Source organism: Pseudomonas medicaginis, assembly GCF_965119365.1.
Lineage (GTDB): Bacteria > Pseudomonadota > Gammaproteobacteria > Pseudomonadales > Pseudomonadaceae > Aquipseudomonas.
On sequence record NZ_OZ221631.1, the window covers coordinates 1,441,423 to 1,461,698 of the forward strand.

Genomic DNA, 20,276 nt, shown 5'->3' on the forward strand with positions numbered 1-20,276 from the left:
GGCCCCGTCCTAGGCGACCCGGTTCAAGTCGTTATGGCGCGTTTCCTTCAGGCACAGCACGGCGATGATGCTGAGCAGCGCGGCCGCTGAAACATAGCCTCCGACATAGCTCAAGCCGCCCATCGCCACCAGTTTCTGGGCGAAGAACGGCGCGGCCGAGGCGCCGACGATGCCGCCCAGGTTGTAGGCCGCCGAGGCGCCGGTATAGCGTACGTGGGTCGGAAACAGCTCCGGCAGCAAGGCGCCCATGGGGGCGAAAGTCACCCCCATGAGGAACAGTTCGATGCACAGGAACACCGCCACGCCGCCAGTGGAGCCGTGGGTCAGCAAGGGTTCCATGAGAAAACCCGAGGCCATCGCCAGCAGGCCACCGATGATCAATATCGGCTTGCGGCCGTAACGGTCGCTGGCCCAGGCGGATAGCGGCGTAGCGGCGGCCATGAACAGCACGGCAAAGCACAGCAGCCCCAGGAACGTCTCGCGGCTGTAGCCGAGGCTGGACACGCCGTAGCTCAGGGAAAACACCGTCGAGATGTAGAACAGCGCGTAACACACCACCATCGCCGCCGCGCCCAGCAACGTCGGCGCCCAGTATTGGCTGAACAGCTCGACCAACGGCACCTTCACCCGTTCCTGGCGGGCGACGGCGTTGGCGAACACAGGGGTTTCATGGAGCTTGAGCCGTACATAGAGGCCGACGATCACCAGCACGGCACTGAGCAGGAACGGAACCCGCCAACCCCAGTCGCGAAATTGTGCGTCATCCAGGCTCATGGCCAGGGTCAGGAACAGCCCGTTGGCCGCCAGGAAACCGATGGAGGGCCCCAGTTGGGGGAACATGCCGAACCAGGCACGCTTGCCTTTGGGCGCGTTCTCGGTGGCCAGCAGCGCCGCGCCGCCCCATTCACCGCCCAATCCCAGGCCTTGGCCGAAACGCAGCACGCACAACAATACCGGCGCCCAGGCGCCGATGCTGGCATAGCCGGGCAGCACGCCAATGAGCGTGGTGCACACGCCCATCAGTAGCAGGGAGGCCACCAGGGTGGACTTGCGCCCGATGCGGTCGCCGAAATGGCCGAACAATGCAGAACCCAGCGGGCGGGCGAGGAAGGCGATGCCGAACGTCAGGAAAGACGACAGCATTTGTGCCGTGCCTGAGGTTTGTGGAAAGAACACCGGCCCGATCACCAGGGCGGCCGCCGTGGCGTAGACGTAGAAGTCGTAGAACTCGATGGCGGTGCCGATGAAACTCGCGGTCGCCACGCGGGTGGCCGAGTTGGTCGGCTGGGCAGGCACTGCGTCGTTGCAGGTCGTGGTGGTCATGCAGTTATCCCTGACAGTCATGTGCTCCGTGGGAGCGAATTATTATGGTCGAACACCCAGGGATGTGGGCGGGTATCCCGTCGCTGTTTCGGGTAGGAACAGTCCCAGGGCTGATGCGGATTTTGTCGATGGTCTGGCCGGAACCGGTCGGGTGCGGGGTAGGCACGGGGTTCGGGGGGCTGGGTAAGCGGGTTGAGTATAGGAAGGGGGCTAACTAATCAACAATATCTATTGACGCCGAAACGAGCTTTTGTGGCGAGGGGATTTATCCCCGCTGGACTGCGAAGCGGTCCCAAAAAGACGTTGCGCCGAATCTGATGCAACGGACTGACAGTTTGGGGCCGCTGCGCGACCCAACGGGGATAAATCCCCTCGCCACAACTGTGTTTCACCTTGAGCTTGTCGGGAATCAGGAAACGGCAGGCACCGAGCTGTTATGCCACGCCAGCACCTGGCTGACACGGTTGTCCACGGTCTCGATGATTTCCAGCCGGTAGCGACCGATCTTGAGGCAGACCGGGCTTTCGGGGATGGTTTCCAGGGCTTCGGTCACCAGCCCGTTGAGGGTCTTGGGGCCGTCGCAAGGCAGATGCCAGCCCAGGGTCCTGTTCAGTTCGCGGATCGATGCTGCGCCGTCGATCATCAGGCGGCCATCGGGCTGCGGGTGGACGTGCGGGTTGTCGAGGCTGTGCTCGCTTTCGAATTCGCCGACGATTTCTTCGAGAATGTCTTCCAGGGTGACGATGCCCAGCACTTCGCCGTATTCGTCCACCACCATGCCCAGGCGCCGCTGCTGCTTGTGGAAATTCAACAGTTGCAGTTGCAGAGGCGTGCTCTCGGGCACGAAGTACGGCTCGTGGGAGGCCGTCAGCAGCGCTTCCTTGGTCAGGCTCGCGTCCGCCAGCAAGTGACGGATCTGGCGGGTGTTGAGCACCGCTTCGACCTGGTTGATGTCGCTGTGGAACACCGGCAGGCGGGTACGCCGGTTCAGGCGCAACTGTTCGATGATCTCGCCGATGGGGTCGTCGAGGTTGATCCCGTCGACCTCGCTTCGGGGCACGAGGATATCGTTGACGGTGATGTTATCCAGGGCGTGGATGCCGGAAATCGGATGCAGTCGGCCGCTGCCGTGCTCCGATTCCTGCTCGCTGCGCGGCGGCGCAGGCATTTCGTCGTCGCTCTGCTGCACCATGCCAGGCTTGCGGGTGAATGGACGCAGCAACAATTGGGCGGCGCCATTCAGCAGCCAGGCAAAGGGATAGAGGATCTTCAACGGCACGCCCAGCAGGGTGTTGCCCAGTGCCAGCACCGCGTCGGGTTGGCGACTGGCCAGGGTGCGCGGCAGGTAGTCGGCGAACACCAGCAGGGCGGTACTGGTGCCGAGCCAGGCGACCCACGGGCCGTTTTCCAGCCAGGTAAAAATCGCCAGCAAGGTGCCGATGACCACGGCCAGGGTGCGACAGACGGTATTGCACAGGACCAGGCTGGTCAGCGGGAATTTCAACATCGCCAGCGGTTTGTCAGTGGCCCGCGAAGCCGCGCGCTGGGCCAGCAGGTGCTGTTGGGCGGCTTCGATGGCCGTGAACAGGGCCGACCAGAGGATCAGCACCACCAGCACGGCGAACAACGGCGCTACGGGCAATGTATCCATCAGGGCCGTCCGTCAGATATGCAGGATGTATTCACGGACCAGCTTGCTGCCGAAGTACGCCAGCATCAGCAGGCAGAAACCGGCCAGGGTCCAGCGAATCGCTTTGTGCCCACGCCAGCCGAGGCGGTTGCGGCCCCACAGCAGCACGCTGAACACCACCCATGCCAGGCAGGCCAGCAGGGTCTTGTGCACCAGGTGCTGGGCGAACAGGTTCTCGACGAACAACCAGCCGGAGATCAGCGACAGCGAGAGCAGGGTCCAACCGGCCCAGAGGAAACCGAACAGCAGGCTTTCCATGGTTTGCAGGGGCGGGAAGTTGCGGATCAGCCCGGACGGGTGCTTGTGCTTGAGCTGGTGATCCTGCACCAGCAGCAACAGGGCCTGGAACACCGCGATGGTGAACAGGCCGTAGGCGAGGATCGACAGCAGGATGTGGGCGAGGATGCCCGGCTCTTCGTCGATGATCTGCACCGTGCCCGACGGCGCGAACTGCGCCAGCAGCACCGTGGCCAGCCCCAGCGGGAACAGCAGCACCAGCAGGTTTTCCACCGGGATGCGCGAGCAGGCCAGCAGCGTCAGGGCGATCACGGCGACGGCGATCAGGCTGGCGGCGTTGAAAAAATCCAGGCCCAGGCCGATGGGTGTCATCAGGTGGGTATAAAGGCTGGCCGCGTGGCCGAGCACGGCCAGCACGCCAAGCGTGACCAGCAGGCGTTTGTTCGCCTTGGCGCCGGTGGCCAGGCGGGTGCCTTGATAGAGGGTCGCAGCGGCATAAAGGCAAGCGGCGGCGAGGGTGGCAAGCAAGCTGGGTGACAAGGGGAGCATAAATCCTGTTAGGCAAGCCCGAAAGGCGCTGAGTTTGGCATAGAACCCCCTCCACACGAAAGGCCACTGCAAGGTGTACGCCGCACGCTTCTTCGCTATAATCCGCGACCTGCCCACGCCGCAGGCTCGCCGAGCACATTTTTCACGGTCTGGGCCGCCATTATCCCGGTCTCATCTGGGCCTGAAAGGATCGCGCATGTTTGAAAACCTAACCGACCGTCTCTCGCAGACGCTGCGCCATGTCACCGGCAAGGCGAAACTGACCGAGGACAACATCAAAGACACCCTGCGCGAAGTGCGTATGGCGTTGCTCGAAGCCGACGTCGCCCTGCCGGTGGTCAAGGACTTCGTCAATTCGGTCAAGGAACGCGCCGTCGGCACTGAAGTGTCGCGCAGCCTGACGCCGGGCCAGGCGTTCGTGAAGATCGTCCAGGCCGAGCTCGAAAGCCTGATGGGCGCGGCCAATGAAGACCTGAACCTCAGCGCCGTACCGCCAGCGGTGGTGCTGATGGCTGGCCTGCAGGGCGCGGGCAAGACCACGACGGCCGGCAAGCTGGCGCGCTTCCTTAAAGAGCGCAAGAAAAAGTCGGTGATGGTGGTGTCGGCGGACATCTACCGTCCGGCGGCGATCAAGCAGCTGGAAACCCTGGCCAGCGACATCGGCGTCACGTTCTTCCCGTCCGACCTGAGCCAGAAGCCGGTGGACATCGCCCAGGCGGCCATCAAGGAAGCGAAGCTCAAGTTCATCGACGTGGTCATCGTCGATACCGCCGGTCGCCTGCACATCGATGAAGAGATGATGGGCGAGATCAAGGCGCTGCATGCCGCGATCAACCCGGTGGAAACCTTGTTCGTGGTCGATGCCATGACCGGCCAGGACGCGGCCAACACCGCCAAGGCGTTTGGTGATGCACTGCCGCTGACCGGCGTGATCCTGACCAAGGTCGACGGTGATGCCCGTGGCGGTGCCGCGCTGTCGGTACGCGCCATCACCGGCAAGCCGATCAAGTTCATCGGTATGGGCGAGAAGAGCGAAGCGCTCGAGCCGTTCCATCCCGAACGTATCGCCTCGCGCATCCTCGGCATGGGCGACGTGCTCAGCCTGATCGAGCAGGCCGAGCAGACCCTCGACAAGGACAAGGCCGACAAACTGGCCAAGAAGCTGAAGAAGGGCAAGGGCTTCGACCTCGAAGACTTCCGCGACCAGCTGCAACAAATGAAGAACATGGGCGGCCTTGGCGGCCTCATGGACAAACTGCCGAACATCGGTGGCGTGAACCTGGCGCAGATGGGCAATGCCCAGGGCGCGGCTGAAAAGCAGTTCAAGCAGATGGAAGCCATCATCAACTCCATGACCCCGGCCGAGCGCCGCGACCCTGAACTGATCAGCGGTTCGCGCAAGCGCCGTATCGCCATGGGTTCCGGCACCCAGGTGCAGGACATCGGTCGCTTGATCAAGCAACACAAGCAGATGCAGAAGATGATGAAGAAATTCTCCGCCAAGGGCGGAATGGCCAAGATGATGCGCGGCATGGGCGGTATGTTGCCCGGCGGCGGCATGCCGAAAATGTAAAGAATCTGCGCCGGCTGTCATGTCGGCGTTGCCCCGCACGGATGCGGGGATCTCCAGCAAACCCGCGCTACGCGGGAGCTGACCTGCCGTTTGTCATGACGGCTCTATGGCAAATCTTGATCGCATGGCGCCAGGCGCCGGAAAAAGACATTTGCAAAAGTCCGGATATTCCTTAGAATATGCGGCCTTTCGGGCACCTATGCCCGCTGTGCATTTAGATTTGCAGCACCGACTACAGGAACGATGTTCACATGCTAACAATCCGTCTTGCCCTTGGCGGCTCCAAAAAGCGCCCGTTTTACCACCTGACCGTAACCGACAGCCGCAACCCGCGTGACGGTTCCCACAAGGAGCAGGTTGGTTTCTTCAACCCTGTTGCCCGTGGTCAGGAAGTTCGTCTGTCCGTGAACCAAGAGCGCGTAGCCTACTGGCTGAGCGTTGGTGCACAACCTTCTGAGCGCGTTGCTCAGTTGTTGAAGGAATCGGCTAAGGCTGCGGCCTGAGCAATATGAACGCGACGCCAAAAGATGCTGATGATTTGATCGTTGTCGGCAAGATCTATTCTGTACATGGCGTTCGCGGCGAAGTGAAGGTGTATTCCTTTACTGATCCGATCAAGAACCTGTTGGACTACAAAACCTGGACGCTCAAGCGCGAAGGTAGCGTGAAACAGGTGGAGCTGGTCAGCGGACGCGGGAACGACAAGTTCCTGGTCGCGAAGCTCAAGGGTCTCGATGATCGTGAAGAAGCGCGTCTTCTGGCCGGTTATGAGATCTGCGTGCCGCGCAACCTGTTCCCTGAACTGACCGACGGCGAGTACTACTGGTACCAGCTGGTGGGTCTGAAGGTCATCGACCACCTCGGGCAATTGCTCGGGAAAATCGATCACCTGCTCGAGACCGGTTCGAACGATGTCATGGTGGTCAAGCCTTGCGTCGGCAGCCTGGATGATCGCGAACGCCTGTTGCCCTATACCGAGCAATGCGTGTTGGCCGTCGACCTTGCCGCAGGCGAGATGAAGGTGGAATGGGATGCGGATTTCTAGACGTGGCTAATTTGCGCGTTGAAGTCATCACATTGTTTCCCGAGATGTTTTCCGCCATCAGCGAGTACGGCATAACCAGCCGCGCGGTGAAACAGGAGCTGTTGCAGCTCACTTGTTGGAATCCGCGGGACTACACCACGGATCGGCATCACACTGTGGACGATCGCCCGTTTGGCGGTGGTCCGGGCATGGTGATGAAGATCAAGCCCCTGGAAGATGCGCTGGTTCAGGCCAGGACGGCAACCGGGGAGGGTGCGAAGGTGATCTACCTGTCGCCCCAAGGCCGCCAGCTGACTCAGTCGGCGGTACGCGAGCTGGCGAATTCGGATGCATTGATCCTGATTGCCGGCCGTTATGAAGGCATTGACGAGCGTTTCATTGAAGCTCATGTCGATGAAGAGTGGTCGATTGGCGACTATGTACTGTCTGGCGGTGAGCTGCCGGCGATGGTCCTGATCGATGCGGTTACACGACTGCTGCCTGGAGCTTTAGGGCATGCAGATTCCGCCGAGGAAGATTCCTTTACGGATGGTCTGCTGGATTGCCCGCACTACACCCGACCGGAGGTGTATGCGGATCAGCGTGTTCCCGACGTGTTGCTAAGTGGCAACCACGCGCACATCCGGCGTTGGCGTTTACAGCAGTCCCTTGGTCGGACCTATGAACGACGCGCCGATCTTCTGGAAAGCCGCTCGCTTTCTGGAGAAGAGAAGAAGCTGCTCGAGGAATACATCCGCGAGCGGGACGATAGTTAACAACGTATCGATGGTGAGTCCGACGACTCGCCTTAGGAGCACAGCATGACTAACAAAATCATCCTTGCACTCGAAGCAGAGCAGATGACCAAAGAAATCCCTACCTTTGCCCCGGGCGACACCATTGTCGTTCAGGTGAAAGTGAAGGAAGGCGACCGTTCCCGTCTGCAAGCGTTCGAAGGCGTTGTTATCGCCAAGCGTAACCGTGGCGTGAACAGTGCATTCACCGTTCGTAAAATCTCCAACGGTGTTGGCGTAGAGCGTACTTTCCAGACCTACAGCCCGCAAATCGACAGCATGGCTGTCAAGCGTCGCGGTGACGTACGTAAAGCCAAGCTGTACTACCTGCGTGACCTGTCGGGTAAAGCAGCTCGCATCAAGGAAAAACTGGCTTAAGTCCAGCTTCCGATGCAAAAAAAGCAGCCTGCGGGCTGCTTTTTTGTTGCCTGCGATTTGCACTTTGAGCACCCTGCATAGCCTCATTTTCCATTTCGACGCCATGTGTGCCCGGATCCTTCAAGAGTTTTTATGCCTGCCATCGATCATCCGCTGATAGACCAGTTTCTCGACGCCCTGTGGCTGGAGAAGGGGTTGTCCGATAACACCCGCGATGCCTACCGCAGCGACCTGGCGTTGTTTAACGGCTGGTTGCAGGAACGTCACCTGGAGCTGGTCAATGCTGGCCGGGAGTTGATCCTTGATCACTTGGCGTGGCGCCTGGAGCAGAACTACAAACCCCGCTCGACGGCGCGTTTTCTCTCCGGGTTGCGTGGGTTTTATCGCTATTTGCTGCGGGAAAAACTGATCGCGGTAGACCCGACCTTGCGCGTGGAAATGCCGCAACTGGGGCGTCCGCTGCCCAAGTCCCTGTCGGAAGCCGATGTGGAAGCGCTGCTGGCGGCGCCAGACCTCAGCGAGGCCATCGGGCAACGCGACCGGGCCATGCTGGAAGTCCTGTATGCCTGTGGCTTGCGAGTCACCGAGTTGATCAGCTTGACGCTGGAGCAGGTCAACCTGCGCCAGGGCGTGCTGCGGGTCATGGGCAAGGGCAGCAAGGAGCGCCTGGTGCCGATGGGTGAGGAAGCGATCGTCTGGGTCGAGCGCTACATGCGCGATGCCCGCCACGAACTGCTGGGCGGGCGCCCCAGCGACGTGCTGTTCCCCAGCCTGCGCGGCGAGCAGATGACCCGCCAGACGTTCTGGCACCGCATCAAGCATCAGGCCAAGGTGGCCGGCATCAACAAATCCCTCTCGCCTCACACCTTGCGCCATGCCTTCGCCACGCACCTGCTCAACCACGGCGCCGACCTGCGGGTGGTGCAGATGCTGCTCGGCCACAGCGACCTGTCCACCACCCAGATCTACACCCACGTCGCTAGGGCGCGGCTGCAGGACCTGCATGCCAAGCACCATCCGCGCGGCTGAAATCTGCCGCGATGTTGTCAGTGCTGCCGCCATCGCGAGCAAGCTCGCTCCCACAGGGATTGGTGGTGGATGCGTAATTGCGGACCGGCACCGACCAAAGCGTGGGAGCGAGCTTGCTCGCGATGGCGGTGTGTCAGCCTGCATCAATCCTCTAAGCGTCTTGCATCAGCGGCATTCGGTCACGCGGGCCTTATGTGGTAGGCTTTCCCGGTTTGCACAGTGGGCGGTTGGAACCCGAATCTGCGGGTCGGCGTTTCCCGTCTCATTTGTTCGCCTCAGGAGTCCCCATGCGTTTGATCCAGATGTTCACCGCCGCCGCCATTGCGCTGGCCAGCACCTTTGCCATCGCCGATGACGCGGCCGACAAGGCTATCCGCAAAAGCCTGGAAAACCTTCAGCTAGAAGTGCCGATCGAAGCCATTTCGGCCAGCCCCATGGCGGGCCTGTATGAGGTCAAGCTCAAGGGCAGCCGCGTGCTTTACGCCAGCGCCGACGGCCAGTACATCGTCCAGGGCAACCTGTTCGAGCTCAAGGACGGCAAGCCGGTCAACCTCACCGAGCTGACCGAGCGCCAGGGCATTTCCAAGTTGATCAACGGCATTCCGGTCGCCGAAACCGTGGTTTATCCGGCGATCGGCGAAACCAAGTCCCACATCACCGTGTTCACCGACACCACCTGCCCGTATTGCCACAAGCTGCACGCCGAGGTGCCGGAACTGAACAAGCGCGGCATCGAAGTGCGCTATGTGGCGTTCCCACGCCAGGGCCTGGGCTCGCCGGGTGATGAGCAATTGCAGGCGGTCTGGTGCTCCAAGGACAAGAAGGCGGCCATGGACAAGATGGTCGACGGCAAGGAAATCAAGGCCGCCCAGTGCGAGAATCCGGTTTCCAAGCAGTTTGCGCTGGGGCAGTCAATAGGCGTGAACGGTACGCCGGCGATTGTTTTGGCGGATGGTCAGGTAATTCCGGGCTACCAGCCGGCGCCACAAGTGGCCAAACTGGCTTTGGGCGCGAAATGATCATGGGCGATCCGCTTTTGAAGATCACGGCTCGGCGAAAACGTTCGTCGGGCCGTTAAACACAGAGTCGCGTTGCTTCGCGGCTGTATTTCACGGCCGACCTTGCGTCGGCCGTTTCATGGGGAGTCAAGAGTGAATCCGGTCAAAGTAGGCATCTGTGGGTTAGGTACCGTCGGTGGCGGCACCTTCAACGTACTTCAGCGCAACGCCGAGGAAATTTCTCGTCGTGCCGGGCGTGGGATCGAAGTGGCACAAATTGCCATGCGCACGCCAAAGCCTCAGTTCCAGACGACCGGTATTGCGATTACCAACGATGTCTTCGAAGTGGCCACGAACCCTGAGATCGACATCGTCATAGAGCTGGTGGGCGGCTACACCGTTGCCCGCGAGTTGGTACTCAAGGCCATCGAGAATGGCAAGCATGTGGTCACCGCGAACAAGGCGCTCATCGCTGTTCACGGTAATGAAATTTTCGCCAAGGCCCGCGAGAAGGGCGTGATCGTGGCGTTCGAAGCCGCCGTGGCCGGGGGGATCCCGGTGATCAAGGCGATTCGCGAAGGCCTGTCGGCCAACCGCATCAACTGGGTCGCGGGGATCATCAACGGCACCGGCAACTTCATCCTCACCGAAATGCGCGAGAAGGGTCGCACCTTCGAAGACGTGCTCGCCGAAGCCCAGGCGCTGGGCTACGCCGAGGCTGATCCGACGTTCGACGTGGAAGGCATTGACGCCGCGCACAAGCTGACGATCCTGGCGTCCATTGCGTTCGGCATTCCGTTGCAGTTCGACAAGGCCTACACCGAAGGCATCACCAAGCTGACCACCGCTGACGTGAACTACGCCGAAGCCTTGGGTTACCGCATCAAGCACCTGGGCGTGGCACGCAGTACCGCCAGCGGCATCGAGCTGCGCGTACACCCGACGCTGATCCCGGCCGATCGCCTGATCGCCAACGTCAACGGCGTGATGAACGCGGTGATGGTCAACGGCGATGCCTCTGGCTCGACGCTGTTCTACGGCGCTGGCGCCGGCATGGAACCGACGGCCTCCTCGGTGGTGGCCGACCTGGTGGACGTGGTCCGCGCCATGACCTCGGACCCGGAAAACCGTGTGCCGCACCTGGCGTTCCAGCCGGACTCGCTGTCGGCGCATCCGATTCTTCCGATCGAAGCGTGCGAAAGCTCCTACTACCTGCGTATCCAGGCCAAGGACCATCCGGGTGTGCTGGCCCAAGTGGCAAGTATCCTTTCGGAGCGCGGCATCAACATCGAGTCGATCATGCAGAAGGAAGTCGAGGAACACGACGGCCTGGTGCCGATGATCCTGCTGACCCACCGTGTGGTCGAGCAGAACATCAATGACGCGATTGCGGCGCTGGAAGCGCTCCAGGGCGTCGTTGGGCCGGTGGTCCGTATCCGTGTCGAACATTTGAATTAATTTAGCGGCAGGTTATAAGCTGCAAGCGCAAGTAAAAGCCCAGATGCTTTTGACTTGTGGCTTGCTGCCTGACCTTGACGCTCAAACCGAAGGTTTGCCAAAAATGCGCTATATCAGCACCCGCGGCCAGGCACCGGCCCTGAATTTCGAAGACGTCCTCCTGGCCGGCCTGGCCACGGACGGCGGCCTCTATGTGCCGGAAAACCTGCCGCGCTTCACCCAGGAAGAAATCGCTTCCTGGGCCGGCCTGCCGTATCACGAGCTGGCGTTCCGGGTCATGCGCCCGTTCGTCACCGGCAGCATCCCGGACGCCGATTTCAAGAAAATCCTGGAAGAGACCTATGGCGTCTTTTCCCACAACGCCATCGCACCGCTGCGTCAGCTCAACGGTAACGAATGGGTCATGGAGCTGTTCCACGGCCCGACCCTGGCGTTCAAGGACTTCGCCCTGCAACTGCTCGGTCGCCTGCTGGACTACGTGCTGCAAAAGCGTGGTGAGCGGGTGGTGATCGTCGGTGCCACTTCCGGTGACACCGGTTCGGCGGCCATCGAAGGCTGCAAGCATTGCGAGAACGTCGACATTTTCATCCTGCACCCGCACAACCGGGTCTCGGAAGTGCAGCGTCGGCAAATGACGACGATTTTCGGCGATAACATCCACAACATCGCCATCGAAGGCAACTTCGATGACTGCCAGGAAATGGTCAAGGCCAGTTTCGCCGACCAGGGCTTCCTCAAGGGCACGCGGCTGGTGGCGGTGAACTCGATCAACTGGGCGCGGATCATGGCCCAGATCGTTTATTACTTCCACGCGGCCCTGCAATTGGGTGGCCCGGCCCGCTCCGTGTCGTTCTCGGTGCCGACCGGCAACTTCGGCGATATCTTCGCCGGTTACCTGGCGCGCAACATGGGGCTGCCGATCAACCAATTGATCGTCGCCACCAACCGCAACGACATCCTGCACCGCTTCATGAGCGGCAACCAGTACGTCAAGGAAACCCTGCACGCCACGCTGTCGCCTTCGATGGACATCATGGTGTCGTCGAACTTCGAACGCTTGCTGTTCGACCTGCACGGTCGCAACGGTGCGGCGATTGCCGGGCTGATGGACAGCTTCCGGCAGGGTGGCGGTTTCAGCGTCGAGCCTGAGCGCTGGACCGAAGCCCGCAAATTGTTCGACTCCCTGGCGGTGGACGATGAGCAGACCTGCGAAACCATCGCCGACGTGTTCGAGCAGACCGGTGAACTGCTCGATCCGCACACGGCCATTGGCGTCAGGGCTGCCCGTGAATGCCGTCGCAGCCTGGACATCCCGATGGTGATCCTGGGCACGGCCCATCCGGTCAAGTTCCCGGAAGCGGTGGAGAAAGCAGGTGTAGGAAAAGCACTCGAACTACCTGCGCATCTTTCTGATTTGTTTGAGCGAGATGAGCGTTGCACCGTGTTGCCCAATGACCTGAAAGCCGTGCAGGCCTTTGTCAGCCAGCATGGCAATCGCGGCAAGCCGCTCTGACCGGGTAAACCTGTCACATTTTGAAGCCCGTCTCCTGACGGGCTTTCTTGTTTCTGCGTGCCAAACTGGCCGGGTTTTCGCCCTTGGAGGGATGGGCGAGTCATCTCGAAGGAAATGCGGATGTCGTTTTTTAGCAAAGGCAAGCCAGCCCTGGGCTGGGCAATGGGCCTGGCCCTGATGTACTGGGTGCTGGGAGGTCACGCGACACAGTTGACGGCTTTTGAAACGCCACCGCTCGACCCTGGCGAGCGGCTGGTGCTGGACGCGCAGGAGTTGAAATGGATCAAGGACAACCCCCGGGTCATCGTGGCCACGATGCAGTTTCCGTTGTACCTGTTCAAGAACGAACAGGGGCAGTGGGATGGGCTGAACCACGACGTTCTCCAGCGCATCGCGCACATGACCGGCCTTGAGTTCGTGCACCGGGAGTCGTTTTCCCCCGGCGAGTTGTTGACGATGCTGGAGAACGGCGAGGCCGACATGACGACCTTGCTGGCGATGAATGAAGAACGCCGGGATTTCCTCAGTTTCAGCCACGCATTCGGCGGTTCAGGCTGGGTATTCGTCGGCCGTGACGGGGAGTCGCCCCTCCATTCGCTGGAGCAGCTCGAAGGCAAAGTCCTGGCATTGCCGGCACGGCATGCATTGGAAGCGGAAATCAGGCGCGATTACCCGGCGGTCAAGCTGCGCACGACCAAGACCTATGGCGAGGCGCGGGCGCTGGTAGAGAGCCGGGAAGCCTATGCCACCATCGAAAATGAAACCGGGGTGCATCTCTATCCGGCCGGGCAGCTGCAGGTAGGCGCAGGTCTCGAGGGCAAGTGGGAACCGGACTACCTGGCGGTGCGCCGGGACCTGACCGCGCTGCTGAGTATCTTGAATAAAGCACTGGAGGCCTTCCCGGCCGAGGACATGCGGGCGCTGCGTTCGAAATGGATGGTCGGTACGCCCCTCGTCCAGGCACCCTCGATCTGGGGGCGGATGTCCGGCTGGGGCTATTGGTGTGTGACCGTGGTCGTGGTCTTCGGCTTCTTGTCCCTGCTGTGGAACCGCCGCCTGCAGATGCAGATCGACCAACGCCTCAACGCCGAAGGGGTCCTCAAGGACCAGTTGATGCTCCAGCGGGCCTTGATGGATGCCATTCCCGACCCGATCTTCATCCGTGATCTGGAGGGGCGCCTGATCATGTGCAACAAAAGCTACGAAGACCAGTTCGCGACCCGCTTCGAAAAACTGCGGGGTACGCGGCTGACCGACTCGGCGTCATTCCCGGCGGCCACCGCCGAGCTGCTGCATGGTGAGGTGATGGAGCAAGTGCGCACCGGTCAGTCTCGGTTCGTCGACCGGCAATTGATGTTCAGCGGCGGATTGCGGGAAATCTATCATTGGTCCGTGCCGTTCTATGGGGCTGATGGACAGCTGCGCGGCATTCTGGGGGGCTGGACCGATGTCGGGCGGCGCTGGCGCCGTTGCGACACGAGCTTGCTTGAACCGGCCGTCATCCCGTGACGGCTCCCGCGAAACGCCGTTGTTTGCCTGTCATATTGGACGCGCATGCTCGGTTGAACAGGTTGAAGGCATGCCGGTTCGGTGCGCTGACGAACTTTCTGCTGCGGCCCACGGTCATTGATTGTGTACATGCAGTTGTTTCGGACTATTGAAGGGTGAGCGAATGGAAAGTATCAGCCTATTGCTGAATGAAGCCTTGAGCCCGTATCAGGTCTCGCTGACTCCCTCCGGCGCCAAGGGCGAATGCCGGGTGACGCTGAAGAATGCCAGCGGAGGCATCATGGTCGAGCGAGTGTTCAATCAGGCCCAATTGACCGACAAGCGTCAGTTGACCGACGTGGTCGATGGCTTGCATCGCGATGTGCTGATCGCCGAGGGCCGCCTGGAGCCCTGTGTGATCGCGGCGCTGCGCAATCTGGCGCGCGACAAGGTCATGGTCGCGGCGAATTGACCGGGCTTTTGTGGGAACCTTCCTACGCCCTGATGAGTCAGACCCTTTACCAGCAAGAGCAAGCATTGTGCTCCGGTGCTTGTCGCTTGTTGTACGAACCTTGAATGGTTACGTTTAACCCCGAGTCGTCTCCCCACTTCTCGGGGTTTCTTTTTGCCCGGCGTTTGTGTTTCTGGTGTGTTCTGTCGGGCGCTGGAAGTTTTTGTGGGAGCGAGCTTGCTCGCGATAGCGGAGTGTCAGTCGATATCGATGCGGCTGATCTCACGCCATCGCGAGCAAGCTCGCTCCCACAATTCGATCTCCAATGACTGCCTCCCGGCAGTGCTTCAAATGGCCCCGTCGCTACGCAGCTTGGCGATCTGCTGTGCATCGTAGCCAAGCTCGCCGAGCACCTGGGCGTTGTGCTCACCCAGCGCCGGCCCGACCCATTCGGAGGTGCCCGGCGTGTCGGAAAGCTTCGGTACGATCCCCGGCATCTTGAACGCCTTGCCGTCCGGCAACTGGGCTTGCAGAAACATTTCGCGGGCCAGGAACTGTGGGTCGCTGAACATATCCTCGGCGCTGAAGATCCGACTGGCCGGCACTCCGGCCTGGTTCAATTGGTCGATAACGCTATCCAGTGGCAGCGAGTTGACCCAGCGATCGATGACGCCATAGAGCTCGTCACGTCGGCCGTCACGGCCATCATTGCTCGCCAGTTGCGGGTCATTGGCCAGGTCGTCACGGCCGATGATCTGCATGAAACGCTTGAAGATCGCATCGCCGTTGGCGCCAATCTGCACATGCTTGCCATCGGCACTGGTGTGGATGGACGAGGGGGTGATGCCGGGCATGATGTTGCCGGTGCGTTCACGGATGAAGCCGAACACGTCGAACTCCGGCACCATGCTTTCCATCATGGCGAAAATCGCCTCATACAAGGCCACGTCCACGACTTGTCCGGTGCCGCCGTTGATCTCGCGGTGACGCAGGGCCATCAATGCGCCAATCACGCCCCAGAGGGCCGCGATGGAGTCGCCGATGGAAATCCCGGTGCGCACCGGCGGGCGGTCTTCGAAGCCGGTGATGTAGCGCAGGCCGCCCATGGATTCGCCCACCGCGCCAAACCCCGGCTGGTCTTTCATCGGCCCGGTCTGGCCGAAGCCCGAAAGCCGTACCATCACCAGTTTCGGGTTCAGTGCATGCAGCACATCCCAGCCCAGGCCGAGTTTTTCCAACACGCCGGGGCGGAAGTTCTCGATCAGGATGTCGGCCTCGCCGATCAGTTTTTTCAGGATCGCCAGGCCTTCGGGGTGTTTGAGGTTCAAGGTCAGGGACTTCTTGTTGCGTGCCTGGACGAACCACCACAACGAAGTGCCTTCGTACAGCTTGCGCCACTTGCGCAGGGGGTCACCGCCGTCGGGCGATTCGACCTTGATGACTTCGGCACCGAATTCGCCGCAGATGCGCGAGGCGAAGGGCCCGGCGATCAAGGTGCCAAGTTCGATGACTTTGACGCCGGCAAGGGGTTTGGCAGTAAGCGACATGACAGATCCTGTAGGACAAAGGCAGAACGAATAGAGCGTTTTATCATAGGCCAGGGCCGGTCGCCGCAGGTTGATGGTCGGCAATTCGTGGATTGCCCGTGTCATCGGTTAGACTTGCCGCCTTTCCTCGTATCAAGAAGCCCGTTCATGGCCCAGCCGTCCACGACCTACAAGTTTGAACTGAACCTCACCGACCTCGACCGCAATGTGTACGAGAATGTGAAGCAGACCATCGCCCGCCACCCTTCGGAAACCGAAGAACGCATGACCGTGCGCCTGTTGGCCTACGCGTTCTGGTACAACGAGCTGCTGGCGTTTGGTCGTGGTCTGTCAGACGTCGACGAGCCTGCGCTGTGGGAAAAAAGCCTGGACGATCGTGTGTTGCACTGGATCGAAGTCGGCCAGCCGGACGCCGATCGACTGACCTGGTGCTCGCGCCGGACCGAGCGCACCAGCCTGCTGGCCTATGGCAGCCTGCGGGTGTGGGAAGGCAAGGTGATTCCGGCGGTCAAGAACCTGAAAAACGTCAATATCGCCGCCGTGCCCCAAGAGGTGCTCGAAACCCTGGCCCAGGACATGCCTCGGGTGATCAAGTGGGATGTGATGATCAGCGAGGGCACGATTTTCGTGACCGACGACCGTGGTCAGCATGAAGTCCAGCTGCAGTGGTTGCTGGGCGAGCGCGGTTGAGCCATTGACCCGGTATTGCTGAGCTATGGTGGGCAGCCATTGTGGGAGCGAGCTTGCTCGCGATAGCGGTTCGTCAGCGCCGAAGAGATTGGCTGGTGGCCGCCATCGCGAGCAAGCTCGCTCCCACAAAAGCGCTCTTCGCCAGTGTTTTAATGATTCATAGAGAAAGTCCTGTTTCCCATGCGCATAGAACCCCGCCAACTGCCCGACACCCTGCCATTTCTCGGTGACCTGCCGCCTCTGTTGACCCGCCTGTACGCAGCGCGTGGTGTGCAGTCCGAGGCCGAGCTGGACAAGAGTCTGGCGCGCTTGATTCCCTTCCAGCAGCTCAAGGGGATCGATGCCGCGGTGGATTTGCTGGTGACGGCTTTGGAGCAACGCCAGCGCATCCTGATCGTGGGGGACTTCGATGCCGATGGCGCGACCGCCAGCACCGTGGGCATGCTTGGGTTGCGCCTGCTCGGTGCGGCCCATGTCGACTACCTGGTGCCCAATCGCTTCGAATATGGCTACGGCTTGACCCCGGAAATCGTCGAAGTCGCCCTGGCCCGCGAGCCGCAATTGCTGATCACCGTGGATAACGGCATTTCCAGCGTGGAAGGCGTGGCGGCGGCAAAAGCGGCGGGGCTCCGGGTGCTGGTCACCGACCACCACTTGCCCGGCCTCGAACTGCCGGCAGCCGATGCCATCGTCAATCCGAACCAGCCAGGCTGCGAGTTCCCAAGCAAGGCCCTGGCCGGCGTCGGCGTCATTTTCTACGTGCTGATGGCCCTGCGGGCGCGTCTGCGCAGCCTGGGCTGGTATGCCAGCACGCCCCAGCCGAACATCGGCGAATTGCTCGACCTGGTGGCCCTGGGCAGCGTGGCCGACGTGGTGCCCCTGGACGCGAATAACCGGATCCTGGTGCACCAGGGCCTGGAACGGATTCGCGCCGGACGTGCCCGGCCCGGCATCAAGGCGATCCTGGAAGTGGCCAAGCGCGACGCTTCACGGATTACTTCCACCGACCTCGGATTTATCCTCGGGCCGCGTCTGAATGCGGCAGGGCGCCTGGATGACATGAGCCTGGGCATCGAATGCCTGCTCACCGACGACCCGGCCCTGGCGCGGGAGATGGCGGCGCAACTGGACGGCATGAACCAGGACCGCAAATCCATCGAGCAGGGCATGCAGCGTGAAGCCCTGGCCCAGCTCAAGGACCTGCCGGTGGAGTCGATGCCATTCGGTTTGTGCCTGTTCGACCCACAGTGGCACCAAGGGGTGATCGGCATCCTCGCTTCGCGGATGAAAGAGCGCTATTTCCGGCCCACCATTGCCTTTGCCGATGCCGGGGACGGTTTGCTCAAGGGCTCGGGGCGTTCGGTGCCGGGCTTTCACATTCGCGATGCATTGAGCGTGGTGGCGGCGCAGCATCCCACCCTGATCAGCAAGTACGGCGGTCACGCCATGGCGGCGGGGCTGACGCTGCCTGAAGCGAATTTCCCGTTGTTCGCCGAAGCGTTCGACGCGGAAGTGCGCCGGCAATTGCGCGAAGAAGATTTGACCGGTCGGCTGTTGTCGGACGGTACCCTGGCGGTGGAGGAATTCCACCTGGAACTGGCCCGGGCGCTGCGCCATGCCGGCCCATGGGGTCAGCATTTTCCGGAGCCGATGTTCCATGGCGTGTTCCAGTTGGTCGAACAACGCGTGGTGGGCGAACGGCACCTGAAGGTCATCCTCAAGAGCGAGTGTGGCTCGGTGAAGCTCGACGGCATTGCCTTTGGCATCGACCGCGAGATCTGGCCCAACCCTACCGTGCGTTGGGTGGAACTGGCCTACAAGCTCGACCTCAACGAGTTCCGCGGCCAGGAAACGGTGCAATTGATGATTGCCCATATCGAACCGCGCTAGCCTCTAGCTGTTAGTTCCTGTGGCGAGGGGATTTATCCCCGCTGGGCTGCGCAGCAGACCCCAAAATATCCCAGCACCGAATTTCTTCATCCAAACGGCATTGGCCGGGTTCACGGCTGCTGCGCAGCCGAACGGGGATAAATCCCCTCGCCACAACCTCACAGGCCCGATCGAGAGTAATCACAAAGTTACAGGCCTGATCGAGAGTAATCTGGTCACACCGTCGTTTTTTAAGTTCTGAACCCTCCCGCCTCCCGGGTTGTCGACTAGGCTCTAAGCACTGCTTGATAGCCCTTGTGACGTCTTGTCGATTTTTTTGCCCGCGGGGGCGGGTGTTGTACCTTTTGTCACTCGTCGACTGTTCAAACAGAACCCTGGAGCCTGCCCACTGATTCGAGAGGTGCCCCATGAGTCTGCTGCTGGAACCCTATACCCTTCGCCAATTGACCCTGCCCAATCGCATCGCGGTATCGCCGATGTGCCAGTATTCGAGCGCCGATGGCCTGGCCAACGATTGGCACCTGGTGCACTTGGGCAGCCGCGCCGTGGGCGGTGCCGGCCTGGTGTTCACCGAAGCCACCGCTGTGACCGCCGACGGTCGCATCACCGCCCAGGACCTGGGGCTGTGGAACGATGAACAGATCGAACCCTTGCAACGCATCACTCGATTCATCACCGCCCAAGGGGCCGTGCCGGGCATCCAACTGGCCCATGCCGGGCGCAAGGCCAGCACCTGGCGACCCTGGTTGGGCAAGCATGGCAGCGTCAAACCCGCCGACGGTGGCTGGGTGCCGGTCGGCCCGTCGCCGATTGCCTTCGACCCGCAACATACTCCGCCGGTGCAGTTGGACGAAGGGCAGATCGCCGGTGTGATCCAGGCCTTCGTGGCTGCGGCCAAGCGCGCCCTCACGGCGGGTTTCAAGGTGGTCGAGGTCCATGCGGCTCATGGCTATCTGCTGCATCAGTTCCTGTCGCCCTTGAGCAATCAGCGCCGCGATCAATATGGCGGCTCGTTCGAGAACCGCATCCGCCTGGTGCTGCAAGTCACCGAAGCGGTCCGAGCGGTCTGGCCTGAAGCGTTGCCGGTGTTCGTGCGCGTTTCCGCCACCGACTGGGTCGAGGACGGTTGGAACCCGGACGAGACCGTGGAACTGGCGCGGCGATTCAGGGCCCTGGGGGTGGATCTGATCGATGTGTCGTCGGGCGGCACGGCCGCGAATGCGGAAATTCCCACCGGACCGGGTTACCAGACACGCTTCGCCGAGCGGGTACGCAAGGAGTCGGAAATCGCTACCGGCACCGTCGGCATGATCACCGAACCGGCCCAGGCCGAACACATCCTGCGCACCTGCCAGGCCGACATCATTTTCCTGGCCCGCGAATTGTTGCGCGATCCGTACTGGGCCTTGCATGCCGACGATGACCTGGGCGGTCGCAAGGCCACGTGGCCGGCGCAGTACCAGCGGGCCACCCATCGGGACCAGCCGATTCATGAGTCGGATTTGCGCGATTGAGTGCCCAGTAAACAAAAAGCCCCGGTCGTCATTGGCCGGGGCTTTTTCATATCTGAAATCGTTGGTGTCTGTACTGCCGCCTTCGCGAGCAAGCTCGCTCCCACAGGGTAGAACATCAATCTACTGTGGG

At 61.3% G+C, this 20,276-nt stretch carries 18 protein-coding genes; 14 read left to right on the plus strand and 4 right to left on the minus strand.

The features are described from left to right. Positions 1 to 9 precede the first annotated feature (9 nt). From ACMTA2_RS06260 to ACMTA2_RS06270, 3 genes are all read right to left on the minus strand, one after another. Positions 10 to 1,323, minus strand: a complete 1,314-nt coding sequence (locus ACMTA2_RS06260; protein ID WP_413794149.1) for an MFS transporter — start codon at positions 1,321 to 1,323, stop codon at positions 10 to 12. 409 nt (positions 1,324 to 1,732) lie between these two features. Further along, entirely contained in the window at positions 1,733 to 2,974 is a 1,242-nt protein-coding gene (locus tag ACMTA2_RS06265) for an HlyC/CorC family transporter (protein WP_413794150.1), read from the minus strand. A 12-nt stretch (positions 2,975 to 2,986) separates the two neighbouring features. Next, on the minus strand, positions 2,987 to 3,799 hold the full coding sequence (locus ACMTA2_RS06270; RefSeq protein ID WP_053118690.1) for a cytochrome C assembly family protein: 813 nt from the start codon (positions 3,797 to 3,799) through the stop codon (positions 2,987 to 2,989). A gap of 196 nt (positions 3,800 to 3,995) precedes the next feature. On the opposite strand from ACMTA2_RS06270, the gene ffh reads away from it, so the two are divergent. The 11 genes from ffh (at position 3,996) to ACMTA2_RS06325 (ending at position 14,526) form a co-directional block, all read left to right on the plus strand. Next, a complete protein-coding gene (gene ffh / locus ACMTA2_RS06275; RefSeq protein WP_413794151.1) occupies positions 3,996 to 5,372 on the plus strand; it encodes a signal recognition particle protein in 1,377 nt (458 codons plus the stop codon). A 251-nt stretch (positions 5,373 to 5,623) separates the two neighbouring features. Continuing rightward, positions 5,624 to 5,875 carry a 30S ribosomal protein S16 gene (gene rpsP, locus ACMTA2_RS06280; protein ID WP_003198088.1) on the plus strand — a complete coding sequence of 84 codons (252 nt, stop codon included), beginning with the start codon at positions 5,624 to 5,626 and terminating at the stop codon, positions 5,873 to 5,875. 5 nt (positions 5,876 to 5,880) lie between these two features. Continuing rightward, entirely contained in the window at positions 5,881 to 6,417 is a 537-nt protein-coding gene (gene rimM, locus ACMTA2_RS06285) for a ribosome maturation factor RimM (RefSeq protein ID WP_058544503.1), read from the plus strand. Further along, the gene (gene trmD, locus ACMTA2_RS06290) at positions 6,399 to 7,172 is read left to right on the plus strand and encodes a tRNA (guanosine(37)-N1)-methyltransferase TrmD (RefSeq protein WP_413794152.1); all 774 of its coding nucleotides are present in this window, start codon (positions 6,399 to 6,401) and stop codon (positions 7,170 to 7,172) included. The genes rimM and trmD overlap by 19 nt, the downstream gene beginning before the upstream one ends. A gap of 45 nt (positions 7,173 to 7,217) precedes the next feature. Continuing rightward, the gene (gene rplS, locus ACMTA2_RS06295; protein WP_003175895.1) at positions 7,218 to 7,568 is read left to right on the plus strand and encodes a 50S ribosomal protein L19; all 351 of its coding nucleotides are present in this window, start codon (positions 7,218 to 7,220) and stop codon (positions 7,566 to 7,568) included. A 132-nt stretch (positions 7,569 to 7,700) separates the two neighbouring features. Then, positions 7,701 to 8,597: a site-specific tyrosine recombinase XerD gene (gene xerD, locus ACMTA2_RS06300; protein ID WP_413794153.1), complete on the plus strand. Its 897-nt coding sequence runs from the start codon at positions 7,701 to 7,703 to the stop codon at positions 8,595 to 8,597. A gap of 287 nt (positions 8,598 to 8,884) precedes the next feature. Beyond that, positions 8,885 to 9,616, plus strand: coding sequence for a DsbC family protein (locus tag ACMTA2_RS06305; RefSeq protein WP_413794154.1), 732 nt, complete (start codon positions 8,885 to 8,887; stop codon positions 9,614 to 9,616). A gap of 132 nt (positions 9,617 to 9,748) precedes the next feature. Further along, positions 9,749 to 11,053, plus strand: a complete 1,305-nt coding sequence (locus tag ACMTA2_RS06310; RefSeq protein ID WP_122568774.1) for a homoserine dehydrogenase — start codon at positions 9,749 to 9,751, stop codon at positions 11,051 to 11,053. A 103-nt stretch (positions 11,054 to 11,156) separates the two neighbouring features. Then, complete coding sequence (gene thrC / locus ACMTA2_RS06315) at positions 11,157 to 12,566, plus strand: threonine synthase (protein ID WP_413794155.1); 1,410 nt, start codon at positions 11,157 to 11,159, stop codon at positions 12,564 to 12,566. A 120-nt stretch (positions 12,567 to 12,686) separates the two neighbouring features. Next, positions 12,687 to 14,075 (plus strand): transporter substrate-binding domain-containing protein, encoded by a 1,389-nt coding sequence (locus ACMTA2_RS06320; protein ID WP_413794156.1) that lies wholly within the window; start codon positions 12,687 to 12,689, stop codon positions 14,073 to 14,075. A gap of 163 nt (positions 14,076 to 14,238) precedes the next feature. Further along, positions 14,239 to 14,526, plus strand: a complete 288-nt coding sequence (locus tag ACMTA2_RS06325) for a DUF3509 domain-containing protein (protein WP_413794157.1) — start codon at positions 14,239 to 14,241, stop codon at positions 14,524 to 14,526. A 326-nt stretch (positions 14,527 to 14,852) separates the two neighbouring features. Here ACMTA2_RS06325 and ACMTA2_RS06330 read toward each other — a convergent pair whose 3' ends face one another. Continuing rightward, a complete protein-coding gene (locus tag ACMTA2_RS06330) occupies positions 14,853 to 16,052 on the minus strand; it encodes a CaiB/BaiF CoA transferase family protein (RefSeq protein ID WP_413794158.1) in 1,200 nt (399 codons plus the stop codon). Positions 16,053 to 16,199: 147 nt separating this feature from the next. On the opposite strand from ACMTA2_RS06330, the gene ACMTA2_RS06335 reads away from it, so the two are divergent. From ACMTA2_RS06335 to ACMTA2_RS06345, 3 genes are all read left to right on the plus strand, one after another. After that, positions 16,200 to 16,742 (plus strand): YaeQ family protein, encoded by a 543-nt coding sequence (locus ACMTA2_RS06335; protein ID WP_003198109.1) that lies wholly within the window; start codon positions 16,200 to 16,202, stop codon positions 16,740 to 16,742. 180 nt (positions 16,743 to 16,922) lie between these two features. Continuing rightward, positions 16,923 to 18,632 carry a single-stranded-DNA-specific exonuclease RecJ gene (gene recJ / locus ACMTA2_RS06340; protein ID WP_413794159.1) on the plus strand — a complete coding sequence of 570 codons (1,710 nt, stop codon included), beginning with the start codon at positions 16,923 to 16,925 and terminating at the stop codon, positions 18,630 to 18,632. Positions 18,633 to 19,039: 407 nt separating this feature from the next. Further along, complete coding sequence (locus ACMTA2_RS06345) at positions 19,040 to 20,146, plus strand: NADH:flavin oxidoreductase/NADH oxidase (RefSeq protein ID WP_413794160.1); 1,107 nt, start codon at positions 19,040 to 19,042, stop codon at positions 20,144 to 20,146. The last annotated feature ends 130 nt before the right edge of the window (positions 20,147 to 20,276 follow it).

Excerpts from the sequence above, each read along its gene's own strand:
- recJ (WP_413794159.1), top strand. The coding sequence starts at position 16,923 with ATGCGCATAGAACCCCGCCAACTGCCCGACACCCTGCCATTTCTCGGT.
- ACMTA2_RS06265 (WP_413794150.1), bottom strand. The coding sequence starts at position 2,974 with ATGGATACATTGCCCGTAGCGCCGTTGTTCGCCGTGCTGGTGGTGCTG.
- ACMTA2_RS06345 (WP_413794160.1), top strand. The coding sequence starts at position 19,040 with ATGAGTCTGCTGCTGGAACCCTATACCCTTCGCCAATTGACCCTGCCC.
- ACMTA2_RS06305 (WP_413794154.1), top strand. The coding sequence starts at position 8,885 with ATGCGTTTGATCCAGATGTTCACCGCCGCCGCCATTGCGCTGGCCAGC.
- xerD (WP_413794153.1), top strand. The coding sequence starts at position 7,701 with ATGCCTGCCATCGATCATCCGCTGATAGACCAGTTTCTCGACGCCCTG.
- rpsP (WP_003198088.1), top strand. The coding sequence starts at position 5,624 with ATGCTAACAATCCGTCTTGCCCTTGGCGGCTCCAAAAAGCGCCCGTTT.
- ACMTA2_RS06260 (WP_413794149.1), bottom strand. The coding sequence starts at position 1,323 with ATGACCACCACGACCTGCAACGACGCAGTGCCTGCCCAGCCGACCAAC.
- rplS (WP_003175895.1), top strand. The coding sequence starts at position 7,218 with ATGACTAACAAAATCATCCTTGCACTCGAAGCAGAGCAGATGACCAAA.
- ffh (WP_413794151.1), top strand. The coding sequence starts at position 3,996 with ATGTTTGAAAACCTAACCGACCGTCTCTCGCAGACGCTGCGCCATGTC.
- ACMTA2_RS06320 (WP_413794156.1), top strand. The coding sequence starts at position 12,687 with ATGTCGTTTTTTAGCAAAGGCAAGCCAGCCCTGGGCTGGGCAATGGGC.
- rimM (WP_058544503.1), top strand. The coding sequence starts at position 5,881 with ATGAACGCGACGCCAAAAGATGCTGATGATTTGATCGTTGTCGGCAAG.
- ACMTA2_RS06325 (WP_413794157.1), top strand. The coding sequence starts at position 14,239 with ATGGAAAGTATCAGCCTATTGCTGAATGAAGCCTTGAGCCCGTATCAG.
- ACMTA2_RS06270 (WP_053118690.1), bottom strand. The coding sequence starts at position 3,799 with ATGCTCCCCTTGTCACCCAGCTTGCTTGCCACCCTCGCCGCCGCTTGC.
- ACMTA2_RS06335 (WP_003198109.1), top strand. The coding sequence starts at position 16,200 with ATGGCCCAGCCGTCCACGACCTACAAGTTTGAACTGAACCTCACCGAC.
- thrC (WP_413794155.1), top strand. The coding sequence starts at position 11,157 with ATGCGCTATATCAGCACCCGCGGCCAGGCACCGGCCCTGAATTTCGAA.
- trmD (WP_413794152.1), top strand. The coding sequence starts at position 6,399 with ATGGGATGCGGATTTCTAGACGTGGCTAATTTGCGCGTTGAAGTCATC.
- ACMTA2_RS06330 (WP_413794158.1), bottom strand. The coding sequence starts at position 16,052 with ATGTCGCTTACTGCCAAACCCCTTGCCGGCGTCAAAGTCATCGAACTT.